Here is a 14,576-nt window from a genome sequence, read left to right on the forward strand (position 1 = left end):
GTGAAGCTTGCATGCTTAAACAAGAGCAACTCCTGACGCGGGCGGCCACGCTCGTCAGCATGCTCCGTGAGACGCCGGTCGTGAAGCTCGAGCACGAGCGGGTCGATCTCTCCGTGAAGCTCGAGTACTGCAACGCGGTCGGGAGCATCAAGGACCGCCCCGCGCTCTGGATCCTGAAGTCGGCGATCGAGCGCGGCGAGATCGACCCGCGGACGACGATCGTGGAGTCGTCGTCAGGCAACTTCGCGATCGCGCTCGCCGCGTACGCTCGGCTCCTCGGGCTCGACTACATCCCCGTGATCGATCCCCACATCTCCGCGGTGAACGAGCACGTGCTCCGCTCGCTCTGCGCGAGGGTGGTGAAGGTGGAGGAGCGCGACGACACCGGGGGGTTCCTCAAGACGCGGCTCGCGCGGGTGAGGTCGCTCTGCGAAGCGCTCCCCGGCTCGTACTGGCCCAACCAGTACAAGAACCCTGACGGGATGATGGCCCATTTCCACACGACGGGGCGGGAGATCTGCGAGGCGTTCGGTGCCCTCGATTTCGTGTTCGTCGCCGTGAGCTCTGCGGGGACGATCGCGGGGCTCTCGCGGCGCCTGAAGGAGCACTTCCAGGGCGTGAAGATCGTCGCGGTGGACGCCGAGGGCTCGGTGATCTTCGGCGGCCCGCCGCGGCCGCGGCGCATCCCGGGGATCGGCGCGGGGGTCGTCCCGGATCTGCTCCGCGAGGCGCTGATCGACGATGTGGTGATCGTGCCCGAGGTCGAGTCGATCGCCGCGTGCCGGACCCTCCTCGACCGCCACAAGCTGCTCGTCGGCGGCTCGACGGGGACGGTCTACGCCGCGATCCAGCGCTATTTCAGCAAGGCGAGCGGCCTCGTGAGGCCGAAGGTCCTGTTCCTCTGCGCGGACCGCGGCGTGCCTTATCTGGACACGGTTTACAACCCTGCTTGGGCGTCGCGTTACGCCGAGGGATGAGCGATGCGCTTTGGTGTGGTATCTGGCAATGTCATCCGCCGACTCATCGAGGAGAGCCCCGAGGAGTGCGTCAAGGCGGTCGAGGACGTGTACCTCGCAGGCCACCGGGGAGAGGTGGTCTGTCCCAACAGCTATTTCCTCCGCTTCCCCGACCGGCCGGACGCGCGGATCATCGCGCTTCCAGCCCACCTCGGCGGTGGTGAGCCCGTGTCTGGGATCAAGTGGATCGCCAGCTATCCGGCGAACATCCGGCAAGGCATCCCCCGGGCGTCGGCGGTGATCGTCCTCAACCGGGCGGACAACGGCTATCCGTTCGCGTGCCTCGAGGGCTCGATCATCTCGGCGGCGCGCACCGCGGCGTCGGCGGTCTCGGCCGCTGCGGCGCTCTCCGGGGGGCGGCGCGCGGGCACGCTCGGCATCGTCGGGACGGGGCTCATCGCGCGGTACGTGGTGTCCTTCCTGTCGCGCCTCGGCTGGGAGATCCCGGAGGTGCTCCTGTTCGACACGAACCCCGCGGAGCCGGAGCGGTTTCGCGAGGCCGCCTTCGCGCCGGAGCGGCGCCGCGACGTCCATGTGGCAACGGACCTGGAGTCGGTGGTGCGGCGGAGCGATCTCCTCGTCTTCACGACCTCGGCCGCCACGCCGCACGTCCACGATCCGGGCTGGTTCTCGCACGCGCCGGTGGTGCTGCACCTGTCGCTGCGGGACCTGTCGCCGCGCATCGTCCTCTCCTCGTTCAACGTGGTGGACAGCGTCGAGCACGTGATGAGCGCCGGGACGTCGCTGCACCTCGCAGAGCAGGAGTCCGGCGGGCGCGAGTTCGTCACGGGGACGCTCGCCCAGGTGCTCCTCGGGCAGCGCGCGGCGCCGCGGACGAAGCCGATCGTGTTCTCGCCGTTCGGCATGGGGACGCTCGACCTCGCCGTGGCGAGGTGGGCTTACGCGCGCGCCGAGGCGGCAGGCGACGTGGTGTGGATCGACGACTTCTTCGACATGACGCGCTGACGCCAGGCGGGCTTCGCAGGGCGCGACGGCGCGCTGGAGAGTTTCGATGAACGGTGATGTGTTGTTGGGCGATCTGGATCGCTGCCAGACCCTCGTGGATCTCCTCCGGCTGCGCGCGGAGGCCCAGGGCGACGCCCTCGCCTTTCGGTTCCTGACCACCGGAGACGTGGACGGCGGCTCCGAGGAGTGGACGTTTCGAGATCTCCACCTCCGCGCGATGGGCATCGCCGCGTCGCTGCAGGCGGCGGGGGCCGCCGCGGACCGCGCGCTGCTCCTCTACGCGCCCGGGCTCGACTTCATCGCGGCGTTCATGGGCTGCGTCTACGCCGGCGTCGTCGCCGTCCCGACGTACCCGCCGAACCCGGCGCAGCTGGATCGCACCCTGCCGCGCCTCCGCGCGATCGCCCGGGACGCCGGCGCGAGGTTCGTGCTGACGACCGGGCTGATCGCGTCCCTCTCGGAGGCGCTCCGAGCGCAGGCGCCCGAGCTCTCGGAGCTCCGCTGGATCGCGACGGACGCGCTCGAGCCCGGGGCGGCCGCGGCGTGGCGCGCGCCGGACATCTCGGGGGAGACGCTCGCGTTCCTCCAGTACACGTCGGGCTCCACCGGGCACCCCAAGGGGGTGATGGTGAGCCACGCGAATGTGATCGCCAACGAGCGCGCCATCCGCGCCGGCTTCGAGCACGACGCGGGCTCGTCGGGCGTGGGGTGGCTGCCGCTCTTCCACGACATGGGGCTCATCGGGAACGTGCTGCAGCCGATCTTCGTCGGCTTTCCGTGCACGCACATGTCGCCGCTCGCGTTCCTGGAGAGGCCGCTCCGGTGGCTCAAGGCGATCTCCCATTTCCGCGCCACGACGAGCGGCGGGCCGAACTTCGCGTACGACCTCTGCGCGCGCAAGGCGACCCGCGAGGATCTGGCGGCGCTCGACCTCCGCTCGTGGACGGTGGCGTTCAACGGCGCGGAGCCGATCCGCGCCGAGACGCTCGACCGGTTCGCGGCGGCGTTCGCGCCCTGCGGCTTCCGCCGGGAGGCGTTCTACCCGTGCTACGGGCTCGCGGAGGCGACGCTGTTCGCCTCCGGGGGCCTCCGCGACGCGCCGCCCGCCTGCGCGAGCGTCGACGCCGGCGCGCTCGCGCGAGGGGTCTCGCTCCCGGTGGAGCCGGCCACCGCGGGGGCGCGGCGGCTCGTGTCGTCCGGGGCGCCCCGGGCGCGCGTCGCCGTCGTGTCGCCGGAGCGCGGCGAGCGCGTCGCGGACGGGCAGATCGGCGAGATCTGGATCGCCGGCCCGAGCGTCGCGGGGGGGTACTGGGGCCGCGCCGAGGAGACGGCGCGCGCGTTCGGCGCGCGCCTCCAGGGCGACGGCGAGGCGTCGTACCTGCGGACGGGGGATCTCGGCTTCCTCTCGGGAGGCGAGCTGTTCGTCACAGGGCGCATCAAGGACCTCATCGTCATCCGGGGGCGAAACCTGTACCCCGACGACATCGAGCGGACCGTGGAGGCGGCGCACCCGCGCGTTCGCCCGGGCTGCTGCGCGGCGTTCTCGATCGAGGTCGGCGGTGAAGAGCGGCTCGGCGTCGCGGCCGAGCTCGACGGCCGCGGCGGCGACCCGCCGCCGGACGTCGTGGAGGCGCTGCGATCGGCGGTCGCCAGGGAGCACGACGTGCAGCCGCACGCGGTGCTGCTGCTCCGCCCTCGGACCCTGCCGAAGACGTCGAGCGGCAAGGTCCAGCGGCACGCGTGCGCCCAGGGCTTCCGCGAGGGGACGCTCGAGACGCTCGCGGTGTCCGTGGCGCAGGAGGCGCCGGCGCCGGCGCCCGCGGGGGCCGAGGGCGCGCGCGCGGCGGCCGATCCGGCGCGGGTGCTGCGCCTCGCGCTGCGCGCGGTGCCCGCCCCGGCGAGGGTGGGCCTGCTCGTCGACGTGGTGCGCGAGGAGCTCGCCCGGCTCGCGCGGGTGGACCTCGGGAGCGTCACCCCGACCTCGAAGCTGATGGCGCTGGGGCTCGACTCGCTCGCGAGCGTCGAGCTCCAGGCGCGCTTCGAGGAGCTGCTCGGCGCCGCAGTGCCGCCGCAGCTGCTCTGGCAAGCGACGACGGTCGAGGAGCTCTCGGCGGCGCTCTCGGCGGCGGTCGACGCGCCGGCCGCCGGGCCGGCCCCCGCGCCCGCCGCGGCGGACGGCGAGCCGGCGGAGCTCTCGTCGCACCAGCTCCGCCTGTGGTTCTTCTGCCGGTTCGCTCCGGAGAGCCCGCTCTACCACGTGGTGTTCGGCGCGCGGATCGTCGGGGCGCTCGACGAGCGGCGGCTCGAGGAGAGCCTCGCGGCCGTCGTCCGCCGGCACCCGGCGCTGCGCACGGTGTTCCGCGAGATCGCCGGGGAGCCCCGGCAGATCGTGCTGCCGGACGTGGCGGTGCCCCTCGCGCGCGCGCGGGTTGTCGTCGACACCACGCGCGCGGAGGAGCGCGAGGAGCGCCTGCGCGAGCTCGCCGCGGCGTGGGGCCAGGCGCCGTTCGCGCTCGAGGAGGGGCCGCTGCTCCGGGTGTGCCTGGTCTCGCTCGGCGAGCGCCACCACGTGCTCCTCTTCGCGCAGCACCACCTCGTGACCGACGGCCGGTCGATCGAGGTGCTCGTCCGCGATCTCGCCGCGAGCTACGCCGGCCGCGCGGACGCGCCGGTGCCACCCCTCGGGTACGCCGACTACGCGCGCGCGCAGCGGGCCGCGCTCGCGCGCATGGACGCGGCGCGGGCCTACTGGAAGGCGAAGCTCGAGGGGCTGCCACGGCTCGAGCTGGGCGCCGAGCGCCGGCGCGCGGCGGCGTCGCCGTTCGCGGGCGGGACGGTCCGCTTCGCGCTCTCCGCGCCGCACGTCGAGGCGGCGCTCGCCGTCGCCCGGGCGGAGAACGCGACGCTCTTCGTCGCGCTGGCCTCCGTCTACGCGGCGCTGCTCCACCGCACGACCGGGCAGGAGGACCTCGGGATCGGCGTCGTCGTCGCCAACCGGAGCCGCCCCGAGCACCAGGGGGTCGTCGGCTTCTTCGCGAACACGGTCGTCCTGCGCGTGGATCTCGGCGGGAGGCCGACGTTCCGCGAGCTCGTCCGCCGCGTGCGCCGGACGATGGCCGAGGCGATGGAGCACGCCGAGCTGCCGTTCGACGAGGTCGCGCGCGCCGCGGCCCCGGGGGCGGGGCGGGACGGGGAGCGGGACGCGCTGCTCCAGGCGAGCTTCGTGCTGGAGAGCGCCTCGGAGCCGCCGGCGGAGGTCGAGGGGGCGCTGTGGCGGCCCGTGCTCTGGGCCCCCGACGGGGCCGTGGAGGGCACGGCGAAGTTCGATCTGGGGCTGAGCGTGGCGCGCCTCCACGGCGAGCTCGCCGCCGCGCTGGAGTTCCGCGCGGACCGCTTCGCGCGCGACGAGATCGAGCGCATGACGGGCCACCTCGGGGAGCTCCTTCGCTCGGCCGGGGCGGAGCCGGACCGCCCGATCGACGAGCTCCGGCTGCTCTCGCCCGAGGAGGAGCGCTACCTGCTCGCGGGCTGCAACGACACCGCGGCGGCCTTCCCGCGGGACGCCTGCTTCCACGACCTCTTCCGGGAGCAGGCCTCCCGGACGCCCGAGCGGATCGCCGTCGCGTGCGGCGAGCAGCGGCTCTCGTACGCGGAGCTCGACAGCGCAACCGACCGCGTGGCGCGGGCGCTCTCGGCGCGCGGCGTCGGGCCCGATCGCCTGGTCGCGCTGCTGACGCGGCGCGACCTCGACTTCATGCTGCTCGCGCTCGGCGCCTTCAAGGCGGCGGGCGCGTACGTGCCGCTCGATCCCGCGCACCCGGCGCGGCGCAACGCCGACATCCTGGCGCGCGCGGGCTCCCCTCCCCTGCTCGCCGGCGCCGCGATCCCGGGCGCGCTGCTGGACGAGATCGCCGCGGCAGGCGCCGGGGCGATCGAGGTGCTCCCTGCCGGCGCGCTGCTCGCCGACGCCGCGGCGGAGCGCGGGGCGCCTCCGGCCGCGCGCGCGGAGCACCTCGCCTACGTCATCTTCACGTCCGGATCGACCGGCGCGCCCAAGGGCGCGATGGTCGAGCACCGGGGGATGCTCAACCACCTCTTCGCGAAGGTGCGCTCCCTCGGGCTCGGGCCCGCGGACGTCGTCGCGCAGACCGCGCCGATCACCTTCGACATCTCGGTGTGGCAGCTGCTCTCCCCGCTGCTCGCGGGCGGGACGTGCCGCCTCGTGCCGGACGAGATCGCGACGGACCCCGCGCGGCTGCTCGACGCCGTGGGGGAGCTCGGCATCACCGTCCTGGAGATCGTGCCGTCGCTCCTGCGCGGGGCGCTCGACGAGCTCGAGGCGCGCCCGGCGTGGCGGCCGCGCCTCGACGGCCTGCGGTGGCTCGTGCTCACCGGCGAGGCGCTCCCCCCCGATCTCGCGCGCAGGTGGCTCGCGCTCTACCCGCGGATCCCGCTGATGAACGCCTACGGCCCGACGGAGTGCTCGGACGACGTCGCCCAGCACGTCATCGCCGAGCCCCCGGCGGAGGACGCGGCGTACGTGCCGATCGGCAGCGCGATCCAGAACACGCAGCTCTACGTGCTGGATCGACGGCGGCAGCCCGTGCCGCTCGGCGTCGCCGGCGAGCTGTACGTGGGCGGCGACGGGGTCGGCCGTGGGTACCTCCGCGATCCGGAGCGCACGGCGGCGGCGTTCCTTCCGGATCCGTTCTCCACCGCGGCGGGGGCGCGCCTGTACCGGACGGGCGATCTGGTGCGCCGGCTGCCCGGCGGCGAGCTCGTGTTCCTGGGGCGCATCGACCACCAGATCAAGCTCCGCGGCTTCCGCATCGAGCTCGGCGAGATCGAGGCGGTCATCGCGCGGTGCGCCGGGATCCGCGACGTCGTCGTTGTCGCGCGCGAGGATGCGCCGGGGGACCCGCGGCTCGTCGCGTACGTGGTCCCCGAGGCGCCGTCCTTCGATCCGGGCGCCCTCAAGGACCAGCTCTCGTCGCGCCTGCCGGGCTACATGATCCCGGCCGCGATCGTCGCGCTCGACGCCCTCCCGCTGAGCGCGAACGGCAAGGTGGACCGCAAGGCGCTGCCCGCGCCCGCGTGGAGCGCCCCGGGCGAGCTCGCGGCGCAGACGGCGCCGCGCACCGGCCTGGAGCAGGCGATCGGCGAGGTGTGGCGCGCCGTCCTCGGCCTCGATCGGGTCGGCGTCCACGACGACTTCTTCGCGATCGGCGGCCACTCCCTCTCGGCCACGCGCGCGGCGGCCCGCCTGCGCGACGTGCTCGGCGTCGACGTCGGCGTCCGGTCGCTCTTCGAGGCGCCGACCATCGCCCGGCTCGCCGCGCACATCGAGCGGTCGACCCGGGGGGAGGCGCGCCGGGCGCAGGCGCCCCTCGCGCCGGCGCCGCGCGTCGGCGAGGAGGCGCCGCTGTCCTTCGCGCAGCAGCGGCTGTGGTTTCTGGATCAGCTCGAGCCCGAGAGCGCCACGTACAACGTGCCCGCGGCGCTCCGCCTGCGCGGCGCGCTCGACCTCACGGCGCTCGCGCGCGCGATCGCCGAGGTCGTGCGGCGGCACGAGGTGCTGCGCGCGACGATCCACGCGGTCGACGGCCGCCCTGTCCAGCGCTTCCAGGGCGCTCGCGAGACGTCGGACGCGTGGCCCCTCCCCCTCGTCGACCTCTCGGAGGTCCCCGCGCACGATCGGGAGGAGGCTTTACAAATCGACGCATCGCGGGAGGCCGCGAGGCCGTTCGACCTGGAGAACGGTCCGCTCCTGCGCGCGACGCTCTTCCGGCTCGCGCCCGACGAGCACGTGCTTGTCGTCACGCTCCACCACATCGCCTCGGACGGGTGGTCGCTCGGCGTGCTCGCGCACGAGCTCACGGCGGCTTACACCGCGTTCGCGAGAGATGCGGCGCCGGCGCTCCGCCCGCTGCCGGTCCAGTACGCCGACTACGCCGCCTGGCAGCGGCAGGAGCTCGCCCCGGAGATGCTCCAGGCCGAGCGGGAGATCTGGCGCCGGCGGCTCGACGGCGCGCCGCCGCTCGACCTCCCGACGGACCGCCCCCGCCCCGCGGCGCGCTCGTCGCGCGGGCGCACGCATCGGTTCGCGCTGCCGCAGGACCTCGCCGCCGCGCTCCGGCGCCGGAGCCAGGAGCTCGGGGCCACGCTGTTCATGACGCTCCTCGCCGCCTTCGAGGCGCTGCTCCACCGGTACAGCGGACAGCAGGACTTCTGCGTCGGCACGCCGGTGGCCGGCCGCGGGCGGACCGAGCTCGAGCCGCTCATCGGGCTGTTCGTCAACACCCTTGTCCTGCGCGCGCGGCTCGACGGCGACCCCACCTTCGCGGAGCTCGTCGGCCGCGTGAAGGCGGACGCGCTCGAGGCGTACGCCCACCAGGATCTGCCGTTCGAGATCGTCGTCGACGCGCTCGCCGTGGAGCGGGATCTCAGCCGGAACCCGCTGTTCCAGGTGATGTTCGCGCTCCAGAACGTGCCCCCGCCCGCGCTGACGCTGCCGGGCGTCGAGGCGTCGCCGGTCCCGCTCGACGTGGAGCGGGCGCGGTTCGATCTCACGCTCTTCCTCACCGAGTCGGGCGAGGCGATCGAGGGCGCCCTCGAGTTCGATCTCGATCTGTTCGACCCCGAGACCATCGCGCGGCTCGCGGGGCACTACGAGACGATCCTCCGCGCCGTCGCCTCGGACCCGGGGGCGCGGGTCGCCGAGCTCCCGCTCCTCACGGCGGGCGAGCGGCGCGAGCTCCTCATCGCGTGGAACGCGACGAGCGCGCCGCCGCCGCCCGCCGCGTGCCTGCACGAGCTCTTCGACGCACAGGCCGAGCGGTCGCCCGGGGCCGTGGCCGTGGCGTCCGAGGCCGGCGAGCTCACGTACCGCGAGCTCCGCCGCCGCGCCGACGCGCTCGCCCGGCGGCTGCGCGCGCTCGGCGTGCGGCCGGAGACGCGCGTGGGCCTGTGCGTGCGGCGGACGCTCGACATGGTCGTGGCCCTCTGGGCCATCTTCAAGGCCGGCGGCGTCCACGTGCCGCTCGACCCGGGCTACCCGCGGCAGCGGCTGCAGGTGATCCTGGAGGACGCGGCGGCGCACCTGCTCGTGACCGAGCGCGCGCTGTCGGGGCTCGTGCCGGCAGGGTCGGCCGAGGTGCTCCTGCTCGACGAGATCGTCGCGGGCGCCGACGACGCGGAGGACGCGCAGGGCGGGGCGGGCGACGCGCTGCCGGCGGGGCGGCCGGACCAGGCGGCGTACCTCATCTACACCTCCGGCTCGACGGGCCGGCCCAAGGCCGTCGTGATCGAGCACCGCCAGGCCGTCGCGCTCGCGAGGTGGGCCAGGCGGACGTTCTCGGACCAGGAGCTCGCCGGCGTGCTCGCGTCCACGTCCACGTGCTTCGACCTCTCGGTCTTCGAGCTCGTGGTCCCGCTCTGCTGGGGCGGCAAGGTCGTCCTCGCCGACGACGCACTCGCGCTGCCCGCGCACCGGCGCCGCAACGAGGTCACGCTCGTCAACACGGTGCCCTCCGCCGCGGCGGCGCTGCTCGCGGTGTCGGGCATCCCCGGGTCGGTGCGGACCGTGTGCCTCGCCGGCGAGCCGCTCCGCGCCTCGCTCGCGCGCGACGTGCTCGCGCTTCCGCACGTCGAGCGGCTCCTGAACCTCTACGGCCCCAGCGAGACCACGACGTACTCGACAGGCGCGACCGTGACCCCCGCGGCGCGCCCGACGATCGGCAGGCCCATCGACCACACCCAGGTCTACGTGCTCGACGCGCGGCTGCAGCCGGTGCCCGTCGGCGTCGCCGGGGAGCTCTACATCGCCGGCGCCGGCGTCGCGCGCGGCTACCTGGGGCGCGACGAGCTGACGGCCGAGCGGTTCGTCCCCTGCCCGCTCGAGGAGGCCCGCGGCGCGCGGATGTACCGCACCGGCGACCGCGCGCGCTGGCTCGCGAGCGGCGAGCTCGAGTACCTCGGGCGGCTCGATCATCAGGTGAAGATCCGCGGCTTCCGCGTCGAGCCGGCGGAGACCGAGGCCGCGCTCGCGGCGCACCCGGACGTGCGCGAGGCGCTCGTGCTCGCGCGGGACGACGGCCCCTCGGGCCGCTGGCTCGTCGCCTACCTCCTCGTCCGGCGGCCGGTGGACGCGCAGGCGCTGCGGGCGCTCGTCGCCGAGCGGCTGCCGGAGCCGTTCGTCCCGTCCGCCTTCGTCGAGCTCGACGCCTGGCCGCTCAACGCCAACGGCAAGGTGGACAGGAAGGCGCTCCCGGCGCCCAGTCGACCGGAGATCGCGCCGGGCACCGCCGGCGAGGCGCGGCGCGCGCCGGCGACGCCGACCGAGCAGGCCCTCGCGGGCGTCTGGAGCGAGGTGCTCGGCCGCGGCGGCATCGGGGCGACCGACGACTTCTTCGCGCTCGGAGGGCACTCCCTCCTCGCGGCCCAGGTCATCGCGCGCGCGCGGCGGCTGTTCGGCGTCGCTCTGCCGCTGCGCGCCGCCTTCGACGCGCCGACGGTCGCCGCCCTCGCCGAGCGCATCGATCGGGCGAGGCTGGACGGGCGCCGCTGCGCGCCCGAGCCGCTCCGCCCGGCGCCCCGGGGCGGCGACGCGCCGCTGTCCCACGCCCAGCAGCGCCTCTGGTTCATCGAGGCGCTCCAGCCGGGCACGGCGGTCTACAACATGCCGATCGGGGTCCTGCTCCGCGGGCCGCTCGACCGCGCCGCCCTCGAGCGGAGCCTCGATCGGGTGGTCGCGCGCCACGAGGCGCTGCGCACCCGGATCGAGGCGCCCGACGGCCAGCCGTTCCGGGTCGTGCTCCCCGAGGCGCGCCTCGAGCTGCGGCTCGTCGACCTGTCCGCCGTCCCCCGGCACGAGCGGGACCGGGCGGCGCAGCGCGCCGCGGAGGAGGAGGCGCGGCGGCCGTTCGATCTCGCCTCGGGCCTGCCGATCCGCGCGGCGCTGATCCGCCTCTCCGACGAGGCGCACGTGCTGCTCCTCACGGCGCACCACATCGCCTGCGACGGCGGCTCGATCCCCGTCCTGTTCCGCGACCTGTCCGCCTTCTACGAGGCCGCGCGCGCTGGCCACGCGCCGGATCTGCCGCCCCTCCCGGTGCAGTACGCCGACGTCGCGATCTGGCAGCGCGCCCAGGCCGACGCGTGGCGGGGGCAGCTCGAGTACTGGAAGCGGCAGCTGTCCGACCTGGAGCCGCTCGAGCTCCCCACCGACAGGCCGCGCGGCAGCGCCCTCTTCCACCGCGGCGACACCGTCCCGGTGCGCCTGCCCGCGCCGCTCGTCGAGGCCCTCCGCGCGCTCGGCAGGCGCGAGGGCGCGACGATGTTCATGGTGCTCCTCGCCGGCTTCGTCGCCCTCCTGCACCGCTACACGGGCCGCGCCGGCGTTGCGGTCGGCTCGCCGGTCTCCGGCCGCACGCAGGTCGAGATGGAGCCGCTCATCGGCTTCTTCGTCAACCTGCTCGTCCTGCGCGTCCGCGTCGACGACGACCCCACGTTCGTCGAGCTCGTGCGTCGGGTCCGGCAGGCGACGCTCGAGGCCCAGGAGCACCAGGACGTCCCGTTCGAGCAGGTCGTGGACGCGCTTCAGGTGAAGCGCGACCTCGGCCGCACCCCGCTCTTCCAGGCGGCCTTCGCGTTCCAGGGCGCGCCGGAGCGCCCGCGGAGGCTCGGCGACCTCGACGCCTCGCCGTTCGAGGTCGACACAGCGACCGCGAAGTTCGACCTCCTGCTCGCGCTCGAGGAGGACGACAAGGCCGTCTCCGGCGGCATCGAGTTCAGCGTCGACCTGTTCGACCGGGCCACGATCGAGCGCTGGCGGGGCCACCTCGAGGCCCTGCTCGCGGCGAGCGCCGCGCAGCCCGAGCTGCGCGTCGGCGACCTGCCGCTGCTCGGGCGCGACGAGCGCGACCTCGTGCTGCACGCGTTCAGCGGAGGCCGATCGGCGCAGCCCGCCCCGGAGGCCGCGTGCGCGCACCGCCTGGTCGAGGCGCAGGCCAGGGAGGCGCCCGGGCGGGCCGCGCTCCTCTTCGAGGGGGCGACGGTGAGCTACGGCGAGCTCGACCGCCGGGCCAACCAGCTCGCGCACCACCTCCGCGCCCGCGGCGTGCGGCGCGGCGCGCTGGTCGGCGTGTGCCTGCCGCGCTCGCCCAACATGATCGTCGCGCTGCTCGCGGTGCTGAAGGCCGGCGGCGCGTACGTGCCGCTCGACCCGACCTACCCGCGCGACCGGCTCGCCTTCATGATCGAGGACGCGCGCCCCGCGCTGCTCGTCGCGCAGCCGGAGCTCCTCGCCGCGCTGCCCGCGGCGCTCCCGCCGGTCGTGCGGCTCGGGGAGAGCGAGCATGCCTTCCCGCACGAGCGGGCCGACGCCCCCGACGCCGGGTCGCTCCCCGAGGACCTCGCGTACGTCATCTACACCTCCGGCTCGACAGGGCGCCCGAAGGGCGTGCTCATCGAGCACCGCTCGCTCTCCGCGTTCGCCGTGGCGCAGCGCAAGCTGCTCGGCGTCGAGCCGGGGACCCGCGTCCTCCAGTTCACCCGGCTGAGCTTCGACGTCTCCGTGATGGAGATCTTCGTGCCGCTCTCCGCGGGCGGCGTCGTGTGCCTCGCGCGCGCCGAGGCGCTCATGCCCGGGCCCGGGCTCGTCGACCTCCTGCGCGAGCAGCGGATCCAGGTGGCGTCGCTGACCCCCTCGGCGCTCATGGCGGTCGGCTTCGACACGCTCCCGGACCTGCGCGTGCTGTGCGTGGCCGGCGAGGTGTGCCCCGCGGAGCTGCCGCGGCGGTGGGCGCGCGGCCGGCGGTTCGTCAACGGATACGGCCCCACCGAGGCGACGGTGCTCGCGACCGCGGCCGAGTACGCGCCCGACGTCGCGCGGCCCACGATCGGCCGCCCGCTGCCGAACACGCAGGTGTACGTGCTCGACCCGCGGGGCCAGCCGGCGCCCGTCGGCATCCCCGGCGAGCTCCACATCGGCGGGATCGGCCTCGCGCGGGGCTACCTGAACCGCGACGACCTCACCGCGGCGCGCTTCGTGCGCGCGGCGTTCCCCGAGGCGCAGGGGGCGCGGCTCTACCGCACGGGCGATCTCGTGCGGTGGCTGCCGAGCGGCGAGATCGACTTCCTCGGCCGGCTCGACGAGCAGGTCAAGATCCGGGGCTTCCGGATCGAGCTCGGCGAGATCGAGGCGGTGCTCGCGTCGCACCCCGACGTGACCGAGGCGGCGGTGGTCACCCGGGAGCACGCCCCGGGCGACGTGCGGCTCGCGGCCTTCTTCATCCCGCGCGGCGGGATCCCGCGCGGCAGGCGCGCCGCGACGAGCGACGCGCTGCGCGGGTACCTGTCCGACCGGCTGCCCGACTACATGGTCCCGCCGGTCATCGCGCCGGTCGAGCGGTGGCCGCAGACCCCGAGCGGCAAGATCGATCGCCGGGCGCTCGCCGCGTCCGTGCCCGCGGCGCTCGCGGCGCTCGCGGGCGGAGCGCGCGTCCCGCCGAGGACCGGGCTCGAGCTGGAGCTCTGCGCGCTGTTCGAGGAGCTCCTCGGCGAGGGCGGCGTCGGCGTGACCGACGACTTCTTCTCGCTCGGCGGGCACTCGCTGCTCGCGGTGCGGCTCATGGCCGAGATCCGCGGGCGCTTCGGCCGCGATCTGCCGCTCACGAGCCTGTTCCGCGCGCCGACGGTGGAGGGCCTCGCGGCGCTCCTGCGCGAGGATCGGGGAGCGCCGCGGGGCCGCACCTCCGTCGTGGTCCCGCTCCACGCGGGCGGCGCCCGCGCGCCTCTCTTCTTCGTTCACCCCATCGGCGGCAACGTCCTCTGCTACGCGGATCTGGCCCGCGAGCTCGGGCGGGATCGGCCCTTCTACGGCATCCAGGCGTTCGGGCTGGAGACCCCACCGCGGCCGCTCGCCAGCGTCGGTGAGATGGCCGAGGCGTACTGCGAGGAGCTCCGCCGCGTCCAGCCCGAGGGGCCGTACCTGCTCGGCGGCTGGTCGATGGGCGGCGTGGTGGCGTTCGAGATGGCGCGCGTGCTCGAGCGCAGCGGGCATCGCGTGGCCGCCGTCGTCCTCCTGGACGCGTACCTCCCCCCGTTCGACGAGCCCGGCGACGACCTCCCGCCGATCGCGCAGTTCGCCGCGGATCTCGCGCGGATCGCGGGCGCGCCGGCCGCCGCGGCGCTCGCTTGGCCAGACGGCGGCGCGGCCGACGCCGCGTGGCTGCTGGAGCGCGCGCAGAAGCTCGGCGCGCTGCCCCGCGGCACGACGCTCGGCGAGCTGGAAGCGCTGCTCGATGCGTTCCAGCGGAACGCGGCGCTGCTCGCGCGCTACGCGCCCGGCGAGGTCTCGGCCCGGGTCGAGCTCTTCCGCGCCGAGGACTCACCGCACAGGGATCCGCGGCCCGCGTGGGCGAAGTGGGCCCCCGGCCTGCGGAGCCACGTCGCGGCCGGCGACCACTACACGCTGCTCCGGAGACCGCACGTCGGCGCGCTCGCCGAGCGCCTCCGGGCCGCGCTGCTCGAGGCGGACCCCGGCGCCCCGCGCGAAGGCGCCGGAGCCGCCCGGCCGCCGGGGTGATCGGCGCT

At 75.2% G+C, this 14,576-nt stretch carries 3 protein-coding genes; all 3 read left to right on the top strand.

The features are described from left to right. Positions 1–11 precede the first annotated feature (11 nt). From sbnA to ACSRUE_RS36220, 3 genes are read left to right on the top strand one after another with little or no spacing between them, the layout of a single operon-like run. Positions 12–977 carry a 2,3-diaminopropionate biosynthesis protein SbnA gene (gene sbnA / locus ACSRUE_RS36210; RefSeq protein WP_441287559.1) on the top strand — a complete coding sequence of 322 codons (966 nt, stop codon included), beginning with the start codon at positions 12–14 and terminating at the stop codon, positions 975–977. Positions 978–992: 15 nt separating this feature from the next. After that, positions 993–1,982 carry a 2,3-diaminopropionate biosynthesis protein SbnB gene (gene sbnB / locus ACSRUE_RS36215; RefSeq protein ID WP_441287560.1) on the top strand — a complete coding sequence of 330 codons (990 nt, stop codon included), beginning with the start codon at positions 993–995 and terminating at the stop codon, positions 1,980–1,982. A 46-nt stretch (positions 1,983–2,028) separates the two neighbouring features. Then, positions 2,029–14,568, top strand: coding sequence for an amino acid adenylation domain-containing protein (locus tag ACSRUE_RS36220; RefSeq protein ID WP_441287561.1), 12,540 nt, complete (start codon positions 2,029–2,031; stop codon positions 14,566–14,568). The last annotated feature ends 8 nt before the right edge of the window (positions 14,569–14,576 follow it).

It is taken from the genome of Sorangium sp. KYC3313 (genome assembly GCF_052075895.1).
In the GTDB taxonomy this organism is placed as follows: Bacteria; Myxococcota_A; Polyangia; order Polyangiales; family Polyangiaceae; genus Sorangium; species Sorangium cellulosum_B.